This is a genomic window from Methanobrevibacter cuticularis, from assembly GCF_001639285.1.
Taxonomy (GTDB): Archaea; Methanobacteriota; Methanobacteria; order Methanobacteriales; family Methanobacteriaceae; genus Methanobaculum; species Methanobaculum cuticulare.
The window spans coordinates 17124-41355 of record NZ_LWMW01000108.1 but is presented as its reverse complement, the minus strand read 5'-3'; the positions used below and the strand labels follow the sequence as shown (position 1 = coordinate 41355).

Here is a 24232-nt window from a genome sequence, read left to right as displayed (position 1 = left end):
TTATACTAATTAAATTATTATTATATTTTAAAAATTCACTCTAATTATTATACTAATTAAATTATTATTATATTTTAAAAATTCACTCTAATTATTATACTAGTTAAATTATTATTATATTTTAAAAATTCACTCTAATTATTAATTATCTTTAATTATATTTTAATCAATTATTTTAATTATTGTATTAAAAATACTTATAGTTTTAAATTAGTTATATTATTATAATCATTATAAAATAGCATTATAAGTTGGATTATGATTATTAAAATTAATCAATAGAAAAATATTCAGATTATTATCATGAATATCCTAATAAATAAGTATATTCTAATATTGAATTAGGATTATTTTAAATATTCAGATATTCTAAACACTGATATTGTTAGTATAATGAATTATTAGGGTGAAGCAATGAAAATAGTTTATCAAGACAGGAAACATGGCATAATGAGGATAATTCCAGAGACATTAGATGATCTTTGGCATTTATCCCATATTATAGAAACTGGAGACATTTTATCCTCTAAAACAACTCGGAGAATTCAAGACACAACAGGGGATAAACTAAGAAGTGATAGAGGTATTAAAAAAACTTTTTTCTTAGGAATTAAAGTAGAAAGTATAAATTTTCATATCTTTACAGGTAAACTAAGAGCTACAGGATCTATTATATCAGGACCTGAAGAATTAATCCCATTAGGATCACACCATACATTAGAAGTAAAACTTAACACACCTCTAAAAATAAAAAAAGAACGTTGGTCAAGATGGATTATTAAAAGAATTGAACAAGCTGTAGCTGCTTCTAAAAAACTTTCGGCCATGATTATAGTATTAGAAGATGATACTGCTGATTTAGGTTTGGTTCGACAATTTGGAATAGAATACTATGGCCCTATTATTGGAAATGTTTCTGGAAAAAGAGTAATTGACAAGAATCGGCAAAAGCATTTAGATGAATTCTACCAAAAGGTAATAAAATCCATATTAAAATTTGAGGATATTGAAAGTATTGTAATAGCTGGACCTGGGTTTACAAAAAATAATTTTTACTCTTTCCTTGAAAACAAGCATCCAGAAATAGCTAAAAAATCTATTATTGAAAGTGCTGGTGCTGGTGGTAGAGCAGGTATTCATGAAATCTTAAAGAAAGGAACAGTAGAAAAACTCACTACAGAAAATAGAATAGCTAAAGAAATTGCATCTATGAATGAAATTCTGGAAACTATGGCTAAATCCCCGTCTAAAGTAGCTTATGGAAAAAAAGAAACAATAAATGCAGCTAATGCAGGCGCTATTGAAAAATTGTTAGTATTAGATACCATTGTCCGAAGCGAAAACCTAGAAAAAACTATGAATCTAGTTGAAAATATGAATGGTGAAGTAATGGTTGTCAGCAGCCAACACGATGGAGGAAAACAGTTAGAATCATTGGGAGGATTAGCTGCTCTTTTAAGATACTCAATTGGTTAATTATTTATTAAACTAGCTATTATTTTTATAATATTCTTAAAAAATCTTGAATTATTAACTTTATATTATCAAACACATGATTGTTAGTTTTTCATTGGAAAATACTTTAATTTATATATTAGAAAAAACTAATTAAAGTTAGGTTATAAGTTATAATCATAAATTTCTAGGAATTAATCAAATGAATTTTCAGTATGTTTTAATAGCATTTCTAATATCATTAGTTGCAACTTTAGCTTTAACAATTATTTTTAGATTTTTTGGAAAGAGAGGATTTTTAGGTAATCTTTATACTTCAGTTAGAGGTGGAACTCCTCGTGCATTAGGATTAATTCCATTCATAATTCTTAGTTTATTCTTTTTACCTGGTTATAATGATCTAATTCTTATAATTGGAAGTTTCGCATTTGTTGATGATTTAATAGGTAGGAAGAAAATTGGGATTCTCCCTATTGAATGGGGACAATTATCTCGAGGAATTGGGATGATAGCTATTATGATAGTAGGTTTCCCCCTTATGGGGTATTCAGCTATTCTTATATCTCTTCTCATCCAACCAATTAATATTTCAGATATGCAACCAGGTTCCACTAGTATGGTTGTGATTATAATGAGCATATTTACTATTTTAGCCATACTACTTATGAATATAGGGCTAGTTCAAGAAATACCTGCTTATTACACTCCTTTAATATTATTAGTTGTTTGTTTAGGTTATTGTCCTTTAGATTTCTCTGGAAATATCATGTTAGGAGAAGTTGGGAATCATTCCTTTGCAGTAGCTTTAGGAATTTGTTTTTACATATTAGGAGGATTTTGGTGGACATTGATCCTATTTATTGCTACCACAATATTAATATCACTCATTAGAAAAAATAATCTAACTATTTTCTTTGCAAGAAAACTTAAAATAACCAATCCTGCCCCAGGTGATTATTTTATGGATGTTTTAACTGGAGGAGGATTAGGAGATGCTTTAAGAAGAGTACTTTTAGGAAAAAGACAAATCATAATTAAAAATCCTTTTTTAATACTTTTAGGATTCAGACGTCTATTATATAATCCTTTTGCCCCAAATAATCGCCAATATATTCCTAATAAGTACCAAGCTACTAGTTTTCTTGATAGAAAATAATTGTATTAAGTATAATAGCTTATTATCTTATTTTAATTTATATAAATCAACATTATCTTAATACATCTTACAATAAACCATATTATCTTAAACTAATCTATATAAATCAACATTATCTTAATACATCTTACAATAAACCATATTATCTTAAACTAATCTATATAAATCAAGATTATCTTAATATACCTTATATTAAGCCACAATATCTTAAGATATGTTATATTGACCCATATTATCTTATAGGTGCCTAATTAATTTTCTATAAAAATTCAGTGAATTTATTCTTATTTCATAAAATCTAGTTAATTTTTAGAATTATACATAAATTTATTAATTTTAATAACGAATAATAATATATAATAAAATAAATAGTAAACATTACTATTTAAGAAGGTAATATAATGGATGTTTTTGAAGCAATAAACAATCGTAGAAGCGTAAGAACCTACAAAGAAGATCAATTGAAAGAGGAAGAAGTCAAAAAGATTTTAAATGCTGGAATAATGGCTCCTACTGCAAGAGGAGAGCAACCTTGGCATTTTACCGTAGTTCAAAATGAAAAATTATTAAAAGAAATTAATGATTCTTCTATTGATATTATGAGTAAATCCGGCGATGAATTTCTTGAAGCTGTAGCTAAAAGTGGGAGAAACATATTACATAATGCACCAACAGTTATTATAGTTTCAGGTAAGGAATCTGCATCTAATATTCAAGCAGATTGTAGTGCTGCCATTGAAAACATTCTTCTTGCAGCTGAAGGATTAGATATTGGTGCTTGTTGGCTTGGTTTAATAGCTGCTTTTTTTAAAGTTGAAAGTAATGTAGCTAAATTGAAGATTCCTTCTGATTACATTCCATTGTATGGCGTTTCTTTAGGATACAAAGTCAATGAAGAAGAAGGAAATCCTAATAGAAATATGGACGTTGTAAATTGGATTAAATAAACATCATCTTAAAGTAAAAAAAACTATTAAGAGCAGAAGATAAATAAGATAAAATGAAAGCATTACTTGTTATAACAGGAAGAGGGATGGGTGGAGATGCAGTTAATGCATTGAACATTGCTCGAGCTTTAGAAAAAAAAGGAGTTCAATGTGAATTAGCTCTCGATCACAATGCTCCTGGTTTACTCTTTAAAAATAATGGATATTCTTGGCACAAAGTAAGTGTTCCCCAAGCAGGAGGCCATGCAGCCACTAAAGTAGCTACTACAAAGGCAGGATTTAAAAGTTTCAAAGCAGCTTTTGAAACAAGAAAGCTGATCAACAAACTAAAAGTGGATGTAGTGATTGGCATTATAGGTGGAGGGGCAGTTATTGGCTGTTTAGCTGCAAAATTAGCAAGAGTTCCTAGTGTTGGTATAATCGATACTCCATTGGATACAAAAATATGCACAAAGCTAAATACTTGTATAGTTCTTCCTGAAGCTAAACTCTTTAAAGAAAAATTACTCCCTAAAAATGTGTATAAATCGTTTTTTCCATTAGCTTCTGAACTTACCAAAGGAAATAAAGAGAATGCTTTAAATAAAATAAAAGAAAGAGATGGAAAACAGCTATTTGATGAAAACAAAGCGAGTATTTTGTTTTCTTCAGGATCTTCCTTATTTGAAATGATGGCAAAGGCCATTTCTAATTATGTAGATTATTCTAAGTTAAAAGAAACCCTTGATAATTATAATTTACTATTGGTAGGGATTCCTTTAGAAGAAGATTATTTAGATTTAATAAACCATGAAAAAGTTATTAACCTTGGATATATTGATTGGATAAAAGATCTCTATGATTTAATTGATTTAGCTGTTTTAACTGATGATGGAGTCATGATTCAAGAAGCTATGGCATGCGAACTTCCAGCTATTGCATTAACAAGAGTGAAGTATGGAAGATATCATAATATGGCAGGAATTTTCCCAGGAGCAGTGATTGAATCTGATCTTGACCACTTAAATAGTGTAATAGAAGATACACTAATTAATTTAGAGGAAATAAAAAAAGAAGCAAAAAAATATAGCAAAGAGGTTATTTCAGCTGGTGAAAAAATAGCAGATATTATAATTGCTGAAGCTAAAAAATGATTAATATGCTAATCAATGAAACTAAAAATAGCTATATACCATTATACTATTGATTTCGTTATTTAAACTAAAACAAAATCCTTTATTAAAAATTATAATATTAATTTCATTAGTTAAAATACAATGCAGATTTATTTATTTTAATATAGCTTCACCAATATACTTTTTATTTGGAGCTGATGGAATTGATTTTGTACTTGTTTTCTTTTTCTTGTAAATAACATTATCTTTCCCTAGATTTTTTGTTTTTGAATACTTTCCATTATCATTACTTACCCAAATTTTAATTTTAGTAAGATTATCAATTCTTTTGACATCATAAATCATGATATTTCTTCGATTAAATCCTGTTTTGTCTTTAGCAGCAATATAAATAGCAGCAGATATGGCATCAGATTTTTTAATTTTATATGAACCTTTTTGATAATATTTTGGATAATTTGGAATGGTTATGTATTCTCCATCTTTCATTTTAAAAACAGTACTCTTTGATTTTTTATTGTTATATATATTAACTCCCACATATCCTTCTGGAGATTTAACTACAAAATGACCAAATCCATATTTTTTAAAAGCATTATTAGACTTTGCCATATCATTTTTAGTTATAGTGCCTTTTTTTATTATATTTCTAGATAATTTTTCAAGATATTTATTTAATTGAGCTTTATTGGATCCACCCGTTCCAACAAACCATCCATCTTTTGAAATTATAGTGTGAAAAAAATACCCATTATTTAATTTGTATTCTTTTATTGCTTTTTTTCCAAAGAATTTTGTATTTTCTATGTATAAATTTGCAGAATAAGATGAATCTCTCCTGTAAGCATAGACAGAAGATGAATTATTAAGTTGTAGAATAATAGAGCAACACCCATATGCTAAAAGCTTATTTTTTGAATTGATAGCTGTTTTTGGAATAGAAAAAGGCCCACTTTTTGATTCAATGTCTAGTTTTGAAGTAAAAAATGGTAAAATAAGTAAAGATTCGTTTTTAAAGATATTAAAATTGATTGAAGCTTCATTCAATAAATAAAGGGGGTTTAAAGTATCTTTAAGAGAATCTGTTTGGATCTCTAAATAATTTTCTTGATTAGAATTTGGAATAATGAAATTATTATTATTTCCATCTAACTCTAGATTAGTACTTGTTAAAATACCAAAAGAAAATACTAATGAGAATAAGGAGATAGAAAAGATTAAGACCTTCAAATATGGAAATTTCATTTTTGAAATTTTATCTTCCTCCCCAATAACAATTTAGTTAGTATTTAAGAGTAATATTTAAGATTAATGATTGTTTATTTTTCTGTTGATGCGAGAAGTTTATCTTCTTCATCTAAAGCTTTTATAAGTTCATCCCATGCTTCTAAAGATTCTTTTGCTGTTTGATCATCTAAGACTTCAATAGCATAACCTGCATGAACGAGAACATATTTACCTTCTTCAATTTCATCAACTAGATCTAATTTTATTTGTTGTTTGACTCCACCAAAATCAACGAATCCTATATTTTCATCTTTTCTTATTTCAACAACTTTAGCTGGTGCTGCAATACACATATTAGTCATTACTCCTTTATTCATTAGAATTATTATAGTATAATTATTATATTTTGCTTAGTATTATTAATCTAATATCTACTATTAAATAGTAAATTTTTAGAAGATTTTAATATAATTTCATCAAATATTATTTAAAATTATGATATTAAACCTATATTATTAAAAATTATTATTAAATCTTTTAAATCATCAAATATTTCTTCTATTAATAAAATTATGATATTAAACCTATAATTATTAAAATTATTATTAAAATTATTATTAAAATGTTTAGATATTTTTAGATATGATTTTTAAATATTATTTAGAAATAATTTGTAATTTAATTTTCAGATTAATAATTATTAAACTTTGAATTATATAAAATTTTGTAAATACTAACATTATAAAAATTATAAAAATTGAATCATTATAAATTAAAAATATAATCAGATTTAAATAATATGGATATATAATAATAAAATAAATATATAAATATGAATGAAAAATATATAAAAATTAAAGAAAAGGGATTGGATTGCAGTGAAAAATATAATAATAGGAGCAGGACCTGCTGGAAGATTAGCAGGATTAGAATTGGGAAAACTAGAGAAAGAAGTTCTATTAATCGAAAAAGAAAAGATAGGGGGAAATTGTTTAAATGAAGGTTGCATGGTCGTGTGTGCATTAACAGATATAGGAAGATTTCTAAATAATAAAAGAAGATATGAAAAATTGGGATTATTAAAAGGAGATATTGAAATATCTTATTCCGAAATTGTTAATAAGATAAGAAAAGTACAAGAAATCATAAGAGAATTTGATCAAAATGAAAATGAGCAGTTGAACAATGATATTCTTTATGGAGAAGCCAAAGTAGATGAAAATAGCCTTTCAATAAATGGAGAAACTTATACTTATGAAAATTTATTAATAGCTACGGGGTCAAAACCTTTTATTCCTGAAGTTCCAGGAAAAGAACATTGTTTAACAAATAAAGACCTTCTTAAAATAAAAAAAATACCTGAAAAATTAACTATTATTGGTGGAGGGGCAATAGCTGCAGAAATTTCAAGTTTATTTGCATCATTTGGAAGTCAAGTCAAAATATTGACTAGAGGAAAGTTTTTAAATGATTTTGATCCTGATTTAAGGGACTACATCATCAAAAAATTACTTAAGAATGTTAAAATATATGAAGATGAAGATATTATTGAAATAAAAAAAGATAAAGTAATCAGTGCTAAAAGAGAACTTGAGGGGACTCCATTTGCTGCTACTGGAAGACTTCCAAACTCAGATATAGCTAAAAATTTTCTTGAATTAAACAATAATGGAGCCATTAAAGTAAATGAAATGATGCAAACAAGTGTTCCAAATGTATATGCTGCTGGAGATGTAATAGGTGGGATAAATTTAACTACAGTTGCAAGAATGGAAGGAATAACTGCTGCAAGAAACATGGCAGGGTATTTAACTAAAATTGATTACAAAACCATCCCACAATCATTAACATTAGATATGGATGTTGGATTTACAATTAAATACCCTTTAAAAGGATATAAAGAGTCTGAAATTGATTCTATTTCTCTACCAGGATCTGCAGGATTTGGTGGTTTTTGGAGAGTATTAACTCAGGACACAGGCCTTACCAAAGTAACATTTGACAAAAATAAGAGAAAATTAGAGTCAGTCAGTGCAATTTCTCCTTCATCATGTAGTGATGTAGCCTATATGTCTTATTTAATGAGAATAGGAGAAAATATGGATGACATAGATGAGTTTATTGAAATTCATCCATCCACTGATGTTTTTCACAAAATTATAAAAGACATGTATTAAAAACCAGAACGATTACTAAAAATCAGAACTCAAATAAACCAAAACCAGAACGATTACTAAAAATCAGAACTCAAATAAACCAAAACCAGAACGATTACTAAAAATCAGAACTCAAATAAACCAGGACCAGAATGATTATTATAAAAAATTACCGATGATAGTCATTCTATCCTTCAAATTGGTTAAGATAGGGATACTTTTGTAACTCCTTTTATTTCTAAGAACTCATTTACAATATTTCCTGGAACAATTTCTTCAGTGATTATAGTTAGAGTTGGAATTTCTTCTAATTCAGTATCAGTAGCATATGCTTGTCTTATCCCTATTCCTTTTTCTGAAATTAACTTACTTGCAGCTGCTAATATTCCTATATTTTCAAAACTAACTTCAATCTCTATAACACCTAAACCTAGATTTTTAGCTATGTTCTTTAGTAGAGTTCCTGCAGGAATTATATTTTCAAAAATATTAGTTAGTTCTGCATCTTCTAAAATAATATCTACAGTAAACTTAATGGTTTTTCTTTCAACACCTGCTGCTTTAGCTAATGCCATATCACTTATTTTTAGATCAGCACAGTAGATTTTACGGTCTTTACCTACACGAAGCCCTAGTTCAACCATTTTCCTAGCAACATTCATACGAGCAGGATATTTATCAAATTTATACTTCAAAGTTTCCCACATAATACACCTTATATCAATTACTTTTAATCTAATCTTAATAGCTAGCCAATCAGATAATCAATCAGATAATCAATTAGATTGAGATAATTAAATGAATTAAATTCAACATTTAATATTATCAAATATCAATTATTATAATATAAAATTAAATAATATTTAATGTAAATTATCTATTAGATATTATCTATCAAAATCAATTTTTCATAAATTTTCATGAATTTATTTTTAATATTAATAGAATTTCTCTTGATTATAATAATCTTGATTATAATAATTGATATAATTTCTATTGATTATAATATTATTTATAATCTATAGTCATTGAAATGGATTTCAATTATAATTCTGAAAAATAAAGGCTAAAAGATTTATTTTTAATAAATAACCTATAAAAATTCATTAAAAAATTATTTTGTAAATATTAAAGTTTTTTTATTAACCTAAACATTTATATACTATAAACTACACATTATATTATAGTAACAAAAACTTACTAAAAGATTTTTAGTGGAAAATCATTCTTATGGAAAGGATCCATTATTGTCTTAAATATTTTTTTTCACTAAATCTAATTAAAAATTTTATAATTTTACTACTTTAATTTATATTCATATATAAAATTTTAATTGAAAGTTTTATTACAACTAATGAATTTATCAAATTTATTTCAATATAATTTAATAGCTAATAATTATGTATTTTATTGCTTATTATTGATTATATCTTTAATTATAATTTAATAGCTAATAATTATGTATTTTATTGCTTATTATTGATTATATCCTAATTAATATTATTTTATAGTTTATTACATAATTTATTATAGCTATCATTTATTTTATCACAATTAATAAAAAAGGGAGTTTTTAAAATGGAAAACGAAATTAATCTAAAAGTTGCAGAATCTATTTCACAAGCTGATGTTGGTAGAGGAATAGCTAGGGTTGATCCGACTTACATGACAAAAATAGATCTTCTAGATGGAGATTTGATTGAAATTAAAGGAAGCAAAACTACAGCAGCTACTGTTGTTTCTTCACAAAGTGATGTTGGTCTTGGAATCATACGAATTGATGGGACAACTCGTAAGAATTCAGGAGCATCAATTGGAGAAGAAGTAACTATTAAGAAAACAGAAGCAAAAGAAGCTAAAAAAGTAGTTTTAGCTCCAGTTGAACATCAAATTAGTATTCGCGGAGATGTTAGATCTGCATTTTTAAATAAAGTCATGGTTCAAGGGAACATCATAATATCTGGAATCAGACAACAAAGAATACCTCAAGGAGGAAGTCTTTTTGATGACATGTTTAGAGGAATGATGGATGTTTCTCCTCTTGGTGAGATAAAATTAGCTGTTGTTTCAACAAGTCCAGCTGGAATTGTTAAAGTTGGGCCAAACACCAATGTAGAAGTTCAAACCGAGCCTGTTGATGTTTCTAAAATAGAAGGAACTAAAAATTTAGTTGATGTTAGTTATGAAGACATTGGTGGTCTTAAAGAAGAAGTTAAAAAAGTCAGAGAAATGATTGAAATTCCTCTTAAAAGACCAGAACTCTTTGATAGACTAGGGATTTCTGCACCAAAAGGTGTGTTAATGCATGGTCCTCCAGGAACTGGTAAAACATTACTTGCAAAAGCAGTAGCTAGTGAAAGTGATGCTCATTTCATATCAATAAATGGTCCAGAGATTATGAGTAAGTATGTTGGTGGATCAGAAGAAAATTTAAGAGAATTCTTTGAAGAAGCTGAAGAAAATGCCCCTTCAATAATCTTTATTGATGAGTTAGATGCTATTGCACCAAAAAGAGAAGAAACACAAGGAGAGGTAGAAAGAAGGACTGTGGCTCAGCTATTGACTCTTATGGATGGTCTTAAATCTAGAGGTCAAGTGGTTGTCATTGGTGCTACTAACAGACCAGATTCATTAGACCCTGCTCTTAGACGACCTGGAAGATTTGACCGTGAAATTGAAATTGGTGTTCCAGACAAAGAAGAAAGAAAAGAAGTCATGGAAATTCATACTAGAGGTATGCCTCTTGCAGAAGATGTCGATTTAGATGAAATCTCTGATACAACCCATGGTTTTGTAGGAGCAGATTTAGAAGCTCTTTGTAAAGAATCAGCTATGAGAGTAGTTAGAAAAGTCTTACCAGATATAAAAACCGATGAAGAAATTCCTAAAGAAACCTTACAAAAATTGATTGTTACAAAAGATGATTTCAAAGAAGCTTTAAAAGAAATCCAACCATCTGCACTTAGAGAAATTCTTGTACAAATTCCTGACATTGGATGGGCAGATATTGGTGGATTAGATAGTGCTAAACAAGAGCTACAAGAAGCTGTAGAATGGCCTCTAAAGTATCCTGAACACTTTGAAAAATTTGGAGTTAAACCACCTAAAGGAACATTGTTACATGGTTCTCCAGGTACAGGAAAAACATTACTTGCAAAAGCAGTAGCCAATGAAAGTGAAGCTAACTTTATTGCAGTCAAAGGACCCGAACTCTTATCTAAATGGGTAGGAGAATCTGAAAAAGGAGTAAGAGAAGTTTTTAGAAAAGCACGACAAACAGCTCCAACTGTTATATTCTTTGATGAAATTGATTCCATAGCTAGTACAAGAGGGGACTCTGGAGGAGATTCTGGAGTGACTCAAAGAGTTGTAAATCAATTACTTACTGAAATTGATGGTATGGAAGAACTACAGGATGTAGCTATTATCGCTGCAACCAACAGACCAGATATAATTGACCCAGGACTTATGAGACCTGGAAGATTTGATAGACATATAAAAGTTGAAAATCCTAATGAAGAAGGAAGATTAGCTATTTTCAAAGTACATACTAAAGATATGCCTCTTGCTAAAAATGTGAATCTTGAAAAATTAGCTAAAGAAGCAGATGACTATGTTGGAGCAGATATTGAGGCAGTGTGTCGTGAAGCTGCTATGTTAACACTAAGAGATAACCTTGAAGCCAATGAGGTTACTATGAAATACTTTAACAAAGCTATGTCTAAGGTCAAACCAGGTTCAGATGAAGGAGACATGGTACAATACCTCTAATCCCATTAGATTACCAATATCTCTCGATGAAATTAACACAGATAAAACTACAAGTTTAAAAACACCCTTTTTAAATCAATCTGTGGGTTAAAAGACCTATAAAATTGTGAGGAAAAATTCCTCACTTTTTTATTAGCTATTGGTATTACTTATTTTATATTTTTTATTATATAAGTATTACTTTTTTATACTTTTTATTAAAACATATATTATTATTTAGAATACAAATTATAAGTCTTTTTATTAAAAAAATTTACTAAATTCAGAATTAGTATAAAAAATACTATAAAAATTATTTTAAAAATTATTTTAATAACAACTCCTTATTGATAAAATTATTAAAGTATAATAAGATATTATTTTCTTATCTATAAAAATATGACTTAAATTTATTATTAATGAAAAAATAATATAATAAAGGTAGTGAGGTTAATTAATTCAAAATTTTAAAAATTAGAATGATTCTAATCATAATAAAATATTATAAAAACTTCACTTAATTCCATTAATTAAATTATAAATGAATGTAATTTTAGATTAAAATGATCTTTATATCAGTTGATACACATTTATTCGAAAAATGGTAAAAAATCATGATATAAATGGAGTTGGGAAATGATGATACCTTTTTATAGTTCATTAATGGAACTAAATATAAATTTGTTTTATTTCATCAATATAAATCTCCAAAATAGTTTTTTTAACTTTCTAATGCCTTTAATTACGGACTTAGGAACCTTACCATTTGTATTGATTCTTTGTCTTATTATATTAGAATATGGATTATTTAAAAAAGATAAAAAGATAATGAAATTAGCTATTTTAGGATTAATAGCTTTATTATTTCCAGTGATTATAACTTACTTGTTAAAAATTTTGGTGGGGGAACCACGGCCATTTGTATCATTAGCAAATGTCCATCTTTTAGTAATTGAAACAGATCCTAATTCATTTCCTTCAGGACACACCTCTAATTCTTTTGCACTAGCTATTGGTATTGGTCTAAACTGGGAAATTAAAATTAAACAACGTTCAATAAAATTAGCCTGGTTTTTAATTCCCATAGCTTCTATAATTGGATTTTCAAGAATTTATATAGGAGTTCACTATCCATTTGATGTTATTACAGGAGCTATAATTGGAATAATAGGAGGACTACTAGCTACAAAAATAGGAAACAGCTATTTGAAAAATTGTGAGTAATTGATTAAAATTGCTAAATCACTAAATACATCCATTAATTTGCTAGAAATAAACAAAATATGAATAATAAGAATAAAAAAAACTGAAACAACGATATAAAATAACAAAAATAAACAAAATATGAATAATAAGAATAAAAAAACTGAAACAATAATTAAAAAAATAGAAATAGTAGAAATAAAATAATATAGCTGAATAATAATAAGAAAAACAAAAAATAGATAGTTACATAACTAATAAATTATAAAAATATTTACATAACCATATCTTATTGTGTCTATATCTAAATATATTGTGCCTATATATAGATATTGTAAGTTAAATATCATCCAATTTGAATAAGACTGGTTATTTGAATATGACACTATATATTATCTGCTACTGCTCGGATTATACAACTTTGAGTGATTAATCCAACTAAAAGTCCATTTTTTACAACAGGTATTCTTTGATAGCCTGTGTTTGCCATGATTTCGCTGATATCTTTAATACCTGTATCTTCATTTACAGTAACTAAATTTTTGCTCATTAAATCCTGGACTTTGAGACCCATAGCTTCATCACCAGCTAATAACACATCACGGTGAGTTATAAGCCCGACTAATTTGTTACCATCCACAATTGGGACTCCTCCGATGTTTGCTCTTAACATTTTAAGCTTAGCAGCAGCAACTAAATCATCTGGTGATGATATGATTATTTCATGCAACATTATATCCTTTGCAGATAAATTTTCAATCATATATTAATATTGTTTAAACTCATATATTAAAATGAGGGATAAAAATTGACTCAAGTAGAAGATGCTAAAAAAGGTCATATTACTGAAGAAGCTAAAAAAATAGCTGAACAAGAAAAAATTAATATTGACAAACTTATTCAAAGAATAGCTGAAGGGAAAATTGTAATACCTAAAAATATTGGTAGAACCACAAAACCATGTGGTATTGGAGAAGGATTAAGCACTAAAATAAATGCCAATATAGGTTCATCATCTAAGATGGAAGATATTGATATTGAGATTAAAAAAGCAAAAGTATGTGAAGAATATGGTGCAGACGCTTTAATGGATTTAAGCACAGGATCAAAACTGAAAGAATTTAGGAAAAGGATAATAGAAAATGTGGATATTCCAATAGGAACGGTTCCAATATATGAAGCAGGAGTAGAAGCCCAAAATAGGGATGGTTCTGTAATTAACATGAGTGAAGATGATATCTTTAAAGCTATTGAAAATCAAGCTAAAGAAGGTGTTGATTTCATGACATTACACTGTGGAATAAATAAAGATGTCGTTGAAAAATTACAAAAATCTAATAGGATGATGGGAATTGTAAGTAGAGGAGGAACATTTTTATCATCTTGGATACTTCATAATGAGAGAGAAAATCCTTTATATAAAAATTACGATTATATTCTAGAATTAGCTTATGAATATGATATTACACTAAGTTTAGGAGATGGATTACGTCCTGGATGTCTTTCTGATGCAACTGATGTTCCACAAATTCAAGAACTTGTTACATTGGGAACTTTAGTCAAAAGGGCACAAGAGTCAAATGTTCAAGTAATGGTAGAAGGTCCCGGACATGTTCCACTTGATCAAATAGCTGCTAACATGAAAATAGAAAAAACACTGTGTAATGGAGCTCCTTTTTATGTATTAGGTCCTATTGTAACTGATTTAGCTCCTGGTTATGACCATATAACTTCAGCTATTGGTGGTGCAATAGCTGCTCATTCTGGTGCTGATTTCTTATGTTATGTAACACCTGCTGAACATTTAGCTATTCCTTCTCTTGAAGATGTGAAAGAAGGAATAATAGCTTCGAAAATAGCTGCTCAATCAGCAGATGTTGCGCTAGGATTACCTAATGCTTGGAAAAAAGAAAAGGCTATGGCAACAGCTCGAAAAAATTTTGATTGGGATAGACAGTTTGAATTAGCTTTTGATAGTGAAAAGCCAAAGAAATATAGAAAAAGTTGTCCAGTTGAGGATGATAAAATGTGTTCAATGTGTGGAGAATATTGTGCAATTAGAATAGCTGAGAATGATTTTACTAAAAAAAACTAAATCAAAAGTTTAATAGCTGAGAATGATTTTAATAAAAAAAACTAAATCAAAAGTTTTAATAAATAAAATCTAAAATCAACCATTATTTTTATTCATAACAATTAGTAGTTATGATTGAGTTTTGTTAATAATATTTTAAAGATAATCATTGTGAAAAAATGTTATAGAGAAGTATGATATAGATAATAATTTGAACTAACTGTTAAACATTTATCATTTTAAAAATAAAGTATTAATTGATAGTTTTAAATTTATAAAAAATTAAATTAACTATTACAATGTAGCATGATAGCATTAATCTTAACTTTATAATAGAGGGTATTTAAATAATATGAAAAACATAATTTTTATATCATATATAAACTTAAAAAGAAGGTTAAAAAATGGAATTACAACATATTGATGGTGAAGATAAAGGAAATGTTCTTTTATTCGCACTAAGCACCTGTCAATGGTGTAGAAAAACCAGAGCATTATTAGAAGAACTTAATGTCAAATATGACTATGTTTATGTTGATCTAACAAGTGGTGAAGAAAGAGAAGAAGTTGTAAAAGAACTTGAAAAATGGAATAAAGACATCTCTTTCCCTACAATTGTTATAAACAATGATAATGTTATCATAGGTTTTGAAGAAGAAAACATCAAAAAGGTATTAGGATAATTTCTTATGAAATTACCTTTTTAATTTTAAAAAAAACAATTAAATCTTAATTACATTTTTTTTTAAAAAAAAAAAAAAACTTAAAGATTTTAATTTTTATTTTCTATCTTTAAATATTATTGGAAGTATTCTAATGAGTGATTTTAGTTCTTATGATAAATTCAAAAAAGAAGCAGAAGACGGAGGATATTATATCAATGATGATACTGAATTTGTTCAATCATTATTAGATAGTATCAATGTTAATATAGATAGATATGGATACGCCTCTTGCCCTTGTAGATTAGCTTCTGGAGAAAGAGAAAAAGATCTTGATATAATATGTCCCTGTGACTATCGAGATCCAGATTTAGTTGATAAGGGAGCATGTTTTTGTGCACTTTATGTGACTGAAGATGTTTTAAAAGGAAAACAACAATTGACTTCCATACCTGACAGACGTGTAAGAGAAAAAGCTAAAAAAGATGCGGAAAACGAATCTTCTAGCGAAAATAAGTCTTCCACAGAGATTTTAGGAAAATTAAAAGTCCCTATATGGAGATGTAAAGTTTGTGGATACCTTTGTGGTAGAGAGAAACCTCCACTAAACTGTCCAATCTGTAAGGCATCCCAAGATAGATTTGAACAAATATTATAATGATATAAAACAATACAATTATTATATTTTATATCAAATTTAAAATGACACTTTTTAATCATTTAGATGATTATTTTACTAATATATAATTTCATCATTAGGATATATTTTTTCTTTTTTGATTGTGCTTATTTAGATGCATTAGAAGGTGCAGGAGCATAAATCTAACTAATCCATCAATCTTCTTTTTTTAAATCTTTGAGAATAAAGATAATAGCTAATAATAAGATTAACTAATACCCTATCTAAAGAATATCCTATCTAAAGTTTAATTTAAAGAAGCTTTTGATGATGTACATATCTATTTGGGCGTAGTATTCAGTCAAAATTGCTTTCACTGACAATATAGATAGGTCTTTTCTTAGTTTCAAGATAAGTTTTAGATAAATATTCCCCTAATATTCCTATTGAGAATAACTGTATTCCACCTACAAGAAGGATTATACAAATAATAGAAGGCCAACCAGGTACAGAATCACCATAAATTAAAGTTCTGAAAACAATCACTACAATCATTATAAATGATATTAATGAAAACAACAAGCCTGAAAGTGTTGATATAGCTAAAAGAGAAGTGGAAAATGCAATAATCCCCTCTAATGAGTATTTGAATAATTGCCAAAATGACCAACTACTTTTTCCATCTTTTCTTTCAATATTATCATACTCTAACCATTTAGTTTTATACCCTACCCATGAAAAAATCCCCTTAGAAAAACGATTATATTCACTCAATTCTAAAATAGAATTTACCATTTGTCTACTCATTAAACGATAATCTCTCGCACCATTAACGATATTTGTCTTAGATATTTTGTTTATTATTTTATAAAATTGATTGGCACAAAATGAGCGAATTTTAGCTTCTCCTTTTCTTGAAACTCTTTTTGTAGCCACTGAATCATAATCATCATATAAAACATAACCAAGCATTTCAGGCAATAGTGAAGGAGGGTCTTGAAGATCAGCATCCATCAATACCACATAATCTCCAGTAGAATTTTCTAATCCAGCATAAATTGCAGCTTCTTTACCAAAATTTCTTGAAAAAGATACAAAATTAACCTTAGAATCGTTATTTGAAAGCTCTTTTATTTTCTCTAAACTCAAATCATTAGACCCCTCATCGATAAAGATTATTTCATGATCTAACATTCCAATATTTTTTAAATATATTGAAAGTTCTCTATAAAGGATGATTCTAGATAATTATTTACTCCTATTTTTATAAAAGATAGATTTAAATGAAGAAATTTGTCAAAAAACTTTAATTTTTAATAAATCAATTTTAAAGTTAGTGGATATAATATTCTATAAGTATAATATTCAATTATTATAATGTTCTAGAATATAGTAAAAAATAAATCTAATAGCATATAAATATTATACAGTAGAATTGTAATAGAATATAAATACTATACAGTATAAATGTAATAGTATATAAAAATAATTTAAAATTATTTATTTGAAATATAATTAGTTAAATATAAAAATTTTAAAAGACAAACTTAATAAGAATAATCTATTAATAATAATTTAGTTAAAATTGTTAAAAATAAAAATTTTAAAATAGAAGTTTAATAATGTTATTCTTTAATAATATTCACCTAAAAAATCAATCCTCAAAGATGAAAAAATGAAATATCAAGAAATTGTAGATGTTTATGAAGCATTAGCTGCAACCACAAAAAGATTAGAAAAAACAGACATTTTAGCTGATTTTTTCTCAAAAGTTGATTCTGAAACACTCCCTAAAGTTGTGTTAATGTCTTTAGGAATCGTTTTTCCTACTTGGAGTGAGGAAGAACAAGGACTTGGAGATAAGCTACTAATGAAAGCAATAGCTGATGTTGTTGGAGTTTCTACAAGTAGTGTAGAAGATCAAGTAAGAGAACAAGGGGACATAGGAGCAGCTGCTGAAAAGCTATATGAAAGCAAATCTCAAACAACTTTCTTTTCAAAACAACTTACCATTGATTTTGTATTTAATAATTTAAGAAAATTAACTAAAATATCAGGAAGTAGATCAACATCACGGAAAATAGCTATTGTTTTAGAGCTATTATCATCAGCAACAGCTACAGAAGCTAAATATATTTCAAGAACCATTATTGAAGAACTTAGAATTGGGGTTGGAGAAGGAATAGTCAGAGATGGTATTTCAAATGCATTTAATATTGACAAACCTGTTACTGAAAGAGCACATATGCTAACTAATGATTTAGGATTAATAGCTGAAGTGGCAAAAAATGAAGGAGAAGATGGATTAAAAAAGCTTTCACTTACTCCAGGAAGACCAGTAAAACCGATGCTTGCCCAATTAGCTGATGGAATAAACAGCAGCATACTTGAAATGGGAGGAGCTATTTGTGAAGTAAAATATGATGGAATCCGTGTCCAAATCCACAAAAAAGGAGAAGAGCTCAAAATTTTCACCAGAAGATTAGATGATATTACATTAGCTATTCCTGAAATGGATCGTTACATCCAAAAAGCATTTCCTGATGAAGATTTCATAGCCGAAGGAGAAATGATTGCTACAAAAGATAATAAGCCAATTTCATTCCAAAATATACTTCAACGTGTTAGAAGAAAATATAACATTGAAAAAGCTATTGAAAATACTCCTCTAAATCTATATCTTTTTGATCTTCTTTATTTCAAAGAACCTATGCTTGATGAACCCTTATCATTCAGAAGAAATAAACTTGAGAGTATATTAACCACTTCTGAAAAGATTCATCTTAGTGAAATGACCAAAGTAGATGAGAGTAATCTCGAAGATGCTACAAATCTATTCAATACAGCTATTGGTGAGGGTAACGAAGGAATAATGATTAAAAACCCAAATGAACCATATATTCCAGGAATTCGTGGCAAAAAGATGCTGAAATTTAAAGCAGAACCTGAAACACTGGATGTTGTAGTTGTAGGTGGAACTTATGGTGTTGGAAAAAGAGCAAATTTCATTGGTTCTTATTTAGTAGCCCTAAGAGATGCTGATGATCAATTAAAAACATTAGTTTATGTAGCCACTGGTTTAGATGATGATACATTAGCTACTCTCACAGAATTAATGCAAAAATATAAAATCAGGGACAAAGGAACCAAAATAGAAGTAGAACCTAAAATAATTTTAGAAATAGCTTACAGTGAAATAGTTAAAAGCCCAGAATATGAAGCAAAGTACTCTTTACGTTTCCCTGTTGTTAAAAGAATTAGAAATGATAAAGGCATAAACGACATTGACACCGTTGAAAGACTAAAATCAATGTACAAAGAATAATATAATAGATATTCTGCTAAAATCATTGTTTTTCTCATCGTACTTTAATACTACACCATAATAATTATCTATTGAATATCTACTAATTAATTATCTAGTGATTGATAATCTAGTAACTACCTATTAATTAATTATGCATTTAATTATTTAAATAACTCATTTTCCTAATCTTATTTCAATATTATTATATAATTTCATTTACTATTACTTATTCAAATAATATTTCTATTTTCAACTAAATTTTATAATATCAACTATATTTACAATTTTAAAATCAAAAATAAACATCAATAATACTTATTCAAATAATATTTCTATTTTCAACTAAATTTTATAATATCAACTATATTTACAATTTTAAAATCAATAATAAAGATCAATAATAATACTATCTTTAAAAATGAGTAATATTTATATATGAATTTCAAAATAAATTAATATAAGTTAATAATGAACTTTAATTGATATTGATAAGAAGTTTGAGATGTAGTAAATGGAAATTACAGATGAGAAAATATTTAAAGTAGCTCTTATTACTTCATTAATTGGAATAGTAGGAATGTTGATCTTTGCAGGAGGAATATCTCCAAAAGAAATAGCTATTGAAAACATTGACAAAGGATCAGTAGATGAAGAAGTAGCTATTTTGGGAGTGATTGATTCGATTAAAGAATCATCAAGTGGAAAGAGCTATTTTTTAACTTTAAATGATGGAACAGGGCGAATTAACATTATTGTTTTTGAATCTACAGTTGTTGAATTTCAAGAAGAAGAGACAGATATCAATAACTTTAAAAACAAAAGAGTTAAAGTCATTGGGACTTTAACACAGTATAATGGTGAAATGGAATTAATATTAGCTAATTCCCAATCTATTAAGATCGAAAATTAAAAATTAGATATCTCAATATATATTACTAACCAATAGAAAGATTTTAAAAAAAATAATTATTTTTCTCCTTAGAAAATTAATTATTTTTAATCATTGAAAATAATTGTTGATAATTATCTATAATTAATTATTTTTAATCCTTGAAAATAATTGTTGATAATTATCTATAATTAATTATTTTTAATCCTTGAAAATAATTGTTGATAATTATCTATAATTAATTATTTTTAATCATTGAAAATAATTGTTGATAATTATTTATAATTAATTATTTATTTATAATTAATTATTTTTAATCCTTGAAAATAATTGTTGATAATTATATATTTATTATAACATAACAAATAATAATATAAATATTGAAACTAATTTAATAATAATTAGTCCTAATTTTAATAATATTATATTGTAAAAAAAACTTATCTTATAAAGGGAAGGAAATTTATGAGCATTGATAAAAGATTATTCGGGACATTTGGTGTGAGAAGAACTGCTAACGACATTTTAACTCCGGAGTTTGCTTCAAGACTAGCTGCGAGTTATGGAACTTTAATTCAGGGAAAAATAGCTATTGGTGGAGATACAAGAACCACCACCCCTATGATAAAATATGCCATAATTGCAGGACTGTTATCCTCTGGGTGTGAAGTTGTAGATCTAGGAATTCTCCCAACCCCTACAGTCCAATATGCAGTTAGAAAATATTATGATGGCGGCATCATAGTAACAGCTTCCCACAACCCTCCAAAATACAATGGAATAAAATTTGTAGATTCTCAAGGGATTGGAATTAATGATGAAGATGATATAGCTATTGAGAAATTATACTTTGATAGTCAACCAAAACGTGCATCTTGGGAAAATATTGGAAATTTATATACTAATGATAAAATAATTGATGAATACATAGAAGAAGTGTTATTTAGAGTTGATGTTACAGCCATAAAAGATGCAAAACTAAAAGTTGTTCTTGATTGTGGTTCTGGAGCTGGTTGTTTCACTGCTCCTTATATCCTACAAAAATTAGGATGTGATGTAATAACCTTAAATTGTCAAGCGGATGGATTCTTCCCTGGGCGTGATCCTGAACCAATTGAAGCTAATCTCGGTGATTTAATAGCTACTGTAAAAGATCTTGGTGCTGATATTGGAATAGCTCATGATGGAGATGCCGATAGAACAATTTGCATCGATGAAAAAGGAAATTTCATTCTTGGAGATAAAACATTCACTTTAGTTGAAAAACACATGCTAAAAGAAAACAATGGTGGCCTAATTGTTACAACAGTAGCTACATCTTCAGCTATTTATGATATAGCAAATGAGTATAATGGAAAAGTAATAGCTACAGCTGTTGGAGATCTTTTGGTTGCAAGAAAGTTAATGGAGGAAAACGGTCTTTTTGGTGGAGAAGAAAATGGAGGCCTTATTTTCCCAGATTTTGTATATGGGAGGGATGCTGGCTTAACTGTAGCTAAAATTTTAGAAATAATGGCTAAAGAAAAAAGGCCAATCTCTGAACTTGTAGCTGAATTACCTGTTTATTATTCTGAAAAGATGAAAATAGAATGTGCAGATAACATAAAACAAGAAGTTATGGATAAAATAGCTGATGAAGTTTCTACTCTAGGATACGATATTGACACCACAGATGGTGTGAAAATATTCAAAGAAGACGGTTGGGTAATAATACGTCCATCTGGAACAGAACCAATATTTCGATGTTTTTCAGAATCTGATTCTCAAGAAAAAGCTACTGAAATGGCCAAATGGGGAATATTTTTAATTGAAAAATACAAAAATGAAAAATAAATTATTATTTTTATATTTATAAAAGTATTGGACAAAACTTCTCAAAATTATAATATTTTTAAATATTCATTTTAATCATTATTTTTATAAATAGAATAATTTAAATAGAATAATTTTAACGATTATTTTTATAAATAGAATACTTTTAACGATTATTTTTATAAATAGAATAATTTAAATAGAATAATTTTAACGATTAAAAATTTAATATTATTTTTAAATCAAATGTCCAAAAATATAAATAAGTTTATAGAATTACTTTAATAATAAAATAAACAATAAAATCTTAAATTATTATTTTTATAAATAAATAAGTTTATAATTACTTTAATTAGAACTAATTTAATAATAAATCCGATTATATAGCTAAGAAATTAGTTTTACCTATAAATTTTCTAAACATTCATCTCTTAAAACTCTAGCATCGTCATTCTTAGGGTCAATAGCTAATACCTGAGTAAATGCTTCCATAGCTTCTTGAAATCTGTTTAATTCCATTAAAACTACTCCCTTATTAAGAATGAAATAGCTAGGGTCTTCTAAATTATTTTTAGATATCTCAATAGCTTTATCATAAGAATCTAATGCTTCAGCGAATCTTCCAAGATCCAAAAGAGCATTGCCTTTTCTATTTTGTGCTTCAGCATCAATATCTTCTTCATCAAAACATAACTCTAATGCCTTATCATAAGATTCTAAAGCTTCTTCTGGTTCTTCCATTTCAGAAAGTAAATTTCCCCGTGCATTCCAAACTTCAGGGTTTTTATTATCAATTTCCAACAATTTATCATAAACAGATAAAGCTTCATCAAACTTACCTAAAACTTCTAAAATGAAGCCTCTCCAATATAAAACAACTGGATTTTTAGGATTTGATTCAACTGCTTTATCATTAGCTAGTAAAGCTTCTTCTGTTTTTCCATAATTTAAAAGAGCTATAGCTTTATTATTCCAAATATATTCATTTTTGGGTTCTATTTCCAATGCATTATTATAACATTCAAGAGCTTCATCGAATCTTCCTAAACGAGTTAGATTATCTCCTTTTTTATTTAGAAGATAAGCATCTTTTGGATCAAATTTTAACGCTGCTGTATAACACATAGCTGATTTATCATATTTACCACTATCAAATAATATATCAGCTCTTTGGGTCACCATAGCCTTTTCATCAATCTTTTCTCCTTCCCAATCCTCAATTTTTAGCTTTTCAAAATGGATAATTTGAAACTTATCTTCATCTTCTATGTCTTGGACATACATTTTTTTAAATTCTTTAATCATGTCATTAGCATCAGTATATCCTTCTTCTTTAGCAAGTTCATTATTCTTTTTTAGCTCTTTAAATGATATTAAATCAACGTCAGTAACTTTAGCTTCGAATATTTTCTTTTTTTCCTTAGAAACTAAGTTCCAATAACAATGAAGTCTATCACCAACTTTAAGAGGGTTTTTCCATAACTTTCTAATGGTCATTGTTTTTTTACCAGTGATTAACCCTATATCTTGGCTCCCAAATGATATGATTGGCATGGCATTCCCTCCTAAATTAACTATTCCATTAATAATTCTTAATGATAATAATTATCTACATCAAATAATTTAACCTTAAGTCAATATAAAGATATGATTTTTTATATTGAAAATATAGTATTTCTTAATTAAAAAAATTTCATATTAAATCTTGTGATTATTAATTTTATTAAAAATATAGTATTTCTTAATTAAAAAAATTTCATATTAAATCTTGTGATTATTAATTTTATTAAAAATATAGTATTTCTCTAATTAAAAAATTTCATATTAAATCTTGTGATTATTAATTAAATATAGTATTTC

General features: G+C 27.2%; 19 protein-coding genes. 13 read left to right on the top strand and 6 right to left on the bottom strand.

The features are described 5' to 3' along the window. The first annotated feature begins 414 nt into the window (after window positions 1-414). The 4 genes from MBCUT_RS06460 to MBCUT_RS06445 all read left to right on the top strand — a co-directional run bounded on the left by MBCUT_RS06460 (window position 415) and on the right by MBCUT_RS06445 (window position 4691). Complete coding sequence (locus MBCUT_RS06460; RefSeq protein ID WP_067259868.1) at window positions 415-1476, top strand: mRNA surveillance protein pelota; 1062 nt, start codon at window positions 415-417, stop codon at window positions 1474-1476. 181 nt (window positions 1477-1657) lie between these two features. Beyond that, the gene (locus tag MBCUT_RS06455; RefSeq protein ID WP_067259867.1) at window positions 1658-2611 is read left to right on the top strand and encodes a cell wall biosynthesis protein; all 954 of its coding nucleotides are present in this window, start codon (window positions 1658-1660) and stop codon (window positions 2609-2611) included. A 401-nt stretch (window positions 2612-3012) separates the two neighbouring features. Next, window positions 3013-3558 (top strand): nitroreductase family protein, encoded by a 546-nt coding sequence (locus MBCUT_RS06450; protein WP_067259866.1) that lies wholly within the window; start codon window positions 3013-3015, stop codon window positions 3556-3558. Window positions 3559-3611: 53 nt separating this feature from the next. Then, window positions 3612-4691 (top strand): glycosyltransferase, encoded by a 1080-nt coding sequence (locus tag MBCUT_RS06445; RefSeq protein ID WP_067259865.1) that lies wholly within the window; start codon window positions 3612-3614, stop codon window positions 4689-4691. Window positions 4692-4826: 135 nt separating this feature from the next. Here MBCUT_RS06445 and MBCUT_RS06440 read toward each other — a convergent pair whose 3' ends face one another. Together MBCUT_RS06440 and MBCUT_RS06435 are read right to left on the bottom strand one after the other, a co-directional pair. Continuing rightward, entirely contained in the window at window positions 4827-5918 is a 1092-nt protein-coding gene (locus tag MBCUT_RS06440) for a hypothetical protein (protein ID WP_067259864.1), read from the bottom strand. A gap of 74 nt (window positions 5919-5992) precedes the next feature. Then, a complete protein-coding gene (locus tag MBCUT_RS06435; RefSeq protein ID WP_067259863.1) occupies window positions 5993-6253 on the bottom strand; it encodes a HypC/HybG/HupF family hydrogenase formation chaperone in 261 nt (86 codons plus the stop codon). 525 nt (window positions 6254-6778) lie between these two features. On the opposite strand from MBCUT_RS06435, the gene MBCUT_RS06430 reads away from it, so the two are divergent. After that, entirely contained in the window at window positions 6779-8077 is a 1299-nt protein-coding gene (locus tag MBCUT_RS06430) for an FAD-dependent oxidoreductase (protein WP_067259862.1), read from the top strand. 182 nt (window positions 8078-8259) lie between these two features. Here MBCUT_RS06430 and MBCUT_RS06425 read toward each other — a convergent pair whose 3' ends face one another. Then, complete coding sequence (locus MBCUT_RS06425; protein ID WP_067259861.1) at window positions 8260-8763, bottom strand: amino acid-binding protein; 504 nt, start codon at window positions 8761-8763, stop codon at window positions 8260-8262. A gap of 871 nt (window positions 8764-9634) precedes the next feature. Between MBCUT_RS06425 and MBCUT_RS06420 the strand changes: the two genes are divergently transcribed. After that, on the top strand, window positions 9635-11827 hold the full coding sequence (locus MBCUT_RS06420; RefSeq protein ID WP_067259860.1) for a CDC48 family AAA ATPase: 2193 nt from the start codon (window positions 9635-9637) through the stop codon (window positions 11825-11827). Window positions 11828-12538: 711 nt separating this feature from the next. After that, the gene (locus tag MBCUT_RS06415; protein ID WP_245634963.1) at window positions 12539-13030 is read left to right on the top strand and encodes a phosphatase PAP2 family protein; all 492 of its coding nucleotides are present in this window, start codon (window positions 12539-12541) and stop codon (window positions 13028-13030) included. A gap of 364 nt (window positions 13031-13394) precedes the next feature. Here MBCUT_RS06415 and MBCUT_RS06410 read toward each other — a convergent pair whose 3' ends face one another. Continuing rightward, window positions 13395-13772: a CBS domain-containing protein gene (locus tag MBCUT_RS06410; RefSeq protein ID WP_067259858.1), complete on the bottom strand. Its 378-nt coding sequence runs from the start codon at window positions 13770-13772 to the stop codon at window positions 13395-13397. A 45-nt stretch (window positions 13773-13817) separates the two neighbouring features. On the opposite strand from MBCUT_RS06410, the gene thiC reads away from it, so the two are divergent. The 3 genes from thiC (at window position 13818) to MBCUT_RS06395 (ending at window position 16403) form a co-directional block, all read left to right on the top strand. After that, entirely contained in the window at window positions 13818-15104 is a 1287-nt protein-coding gene (gene thiC, locus MBCUT_RS06405; protein WP_067259857.1) for a phosphomethylpyrimidine synthase, read from the top strand. A gap of 383 nt (window positions 15105-15487) precedes the next feature. Then, window positions 15488-15766 carry a glutaredoxin family protein gene (locus MBCUT_RS06400; RefSeq protein WP_067259856.1) on the top strand — a complete coding sequence of 93 codons (279 nt, stop codon included), beginning with the start codon at window positions 15488-15490 and terminating at the stop codon, window positions 15764-15766. Between the two features lie 133 nt (window positions 15767-15899). Continuing rightward, window positions 15900-16403, top strand: a complete 504-nt coding sequence (locus MBCUT_RS06395) for a ferredoxin-thioredoxin reductase catalytic domain-containing protein (RefSeq protein ID WP_067259855.1) — start codon at window positions 15900-15902, stop codon at window positions 16401-16403. A 318-nt stretch (window positions 16404-16721) separates the two neighbouring features. Here the strand turns inward: MBCUT_RS06395 and MBCUT_RS06390 are convergent, their stop codons facing one another. Next, entirely contained in the window at window positions 16722-17600 is an 879-nt protein-coding gene (locus MBCUT_RS06390) for a glycosyltransferase family 2 protein (RefSeq protein WP_281177953.1), read from the bottom strand. Between the two features lie 439 nt (window positions 17601-18039). On the opposite strand from MBCUT_RS06390, the gene MBCUT_RS06385 reads away from it, so the two are divergent. The 3 genes from MBCUT_RS06385 to glmM all read left to right on the top strand — a co-directional run bounded on the left by MBCUT_RS06385 (window position 18040) and on the right by glmM (window position 22393). Next, the gene (locus MBCUT_RS06385; protein ID WP_067259853.1) at window positions 18040-19689 is read left to right on the top strand and encodes an ATP-dependent DNA ligase; all 1650 of its coding nucleotides are present in this window, start codon (window positions 18040-18042) and stop codon (window positions 19687-19689) included. 493 nt (window positions 19690-20182) lie between these two features. Next, complete coding sequence (locus tag MBCUT_RS06380; RefSeq protein WP_067259852.1) at window positions 20183-20581, top strand: OB-fold nucleic acid binding domain-containing protein; 399 nt, start codon at window positions 20183-20185, stop codon at window positions 20579-20581. A 444-nt stretch (window positions 20582-21025) separates the two neighbouring features. Next, a complete protein-coding gene (gene glmM / locus MBCUT_RS06375) occupies window positions 21026-22393 on the top strand; it encodes a phosphoglucosamine mutase (protein WP_067259851.1) in 1368 nt (455 codons plus the stop codon). Window positions 22394-22777: 384 nt separating this feature from the next. Here glmM and MBCUT_RS06370 read toward each other — a convergent pair whose 3' ends face one another. Beyond that, window positions 22778-23926, bottom strand: a complete 1149-nt coding sequence (locus MBCUT_RS06370) for a tetratricopeptide repeat protein (protein WP_067259850.1) — start codon at window positions 23924-23926, stop codon at window positions 22778-22780. Window positions 23927-24232 lie beyond the last annotated feature (306 nt).

Bases quoted from the DNA above. Each gene is read 5' to 3' on its own strand.
- MBCUT_RS06460 (WP_067259868.1), top strand. From the start codon at position 415: ATGAAAATAGTTTATCAAGACAGGAAACATGGCATAATGAGGATAATT.
- MBCUT_RS06455 (WP_067259867.1), top strand. From the start codon at position 1,658: ATGAATTTTCAGTATGTTTTAATAGCATTTCTAATATCATTAGTTGCA.
- MBCUT_RS06450 (WP_067259866.1), top strand. From the start codon at position 3,013: ATGGATGTTTTTGAAGCAATAAACAATCGTAGAAGCGTAAGAACCTAC.
- MBCUT_RS06445 (WP_067259865.1), top strand. From the start codon at position 3,612: ATGAAAGCATTACTTGTTATAACAGGAAGAGGGATGGGTGGAGATGCA.
- MBCUT_RS06440 (WP_067259864.1), bottom strand. From the start codon at position 5,918: ATGAAATTTCCATATTTGAAGGTCTTAATCTTTTCTATCTCCTTATTC.
- MBCUT_RS06435 (WP_067259863.1), bottom strand. From the start codon at position 6,253: ATGTGTATTGCAGCACCAGCTAAAGTTGTTGAAATAAGAAAAGATGAA.
- MBCUT_RS06425 (WP_067259861.1), bottom strand. From the start codon at position 8,763: ATGTGGGAAACTTTGAAGTATAAATTTGATAAATATCCTGCTCGTATG.
- MBCUT_RS06420 (WP_067259860.1), top strand. From the start codon at position 9,635: ATGGAAAACGAAATTAATCTAAAAGTTGCAGAATCTATTTCACAAGCT.
- MBCUT_RS06415 (WP_245634963.1), top strand. From the start codon at position 12,539: ATGCCTTTAATTACGGACTTAGGAACCTTACCATTTGTATTGATTCTT.
- MBCUT_RS06410 (WP_067259858.1), bottom strand. From the start codon at position 13,772: ATGATTGAAAATTTATCTGCAAAGGATATAATGTTGCATGAAATAATC.
- MBCUT_RS06400 (WP_067259856.1), top strand. From the start codon at position 15,488: ATGGAATTACAACATATTGATGGTGAAGATAAAGGAAATGTTCTTTTA.
- MBCUT_RS06395 (WP_067259855.1), top strand. From the start codon at position 15,900: ATGAGTGATTTTAGTTCTTATGATAAATTCAAAAAAGAAGCAGAAGAC.
- MBCUT_RS06385 (WP_067259853.1), top strand. From the start codon at position 18,040: ATGAAATATCAAGAAATTGTAGATGTTTATGAAGCATTAGCTGCAACC.
- MBCUT_RS06380 (WP_067259852.1), top strand. From the start codon at position 20,183: ATGGAAATTACAGATGAGAAAATATTTAAAGTAGCTCTTATTACTTCA.
- glmM (WP_067259851.1), top strand. From the start codon at position 21,026: ATGAGCATTGATAAAAGATTATTCGGGACATTTGGTGTGAGAAGAACT.
- MBCUT_RS06370 (WP_067259850.1), bottom strand. From the start codon at position 23,926: ATGCCAATCATATCATTTGGGAGCCAAGATATAGGGTTAATCACTGGT.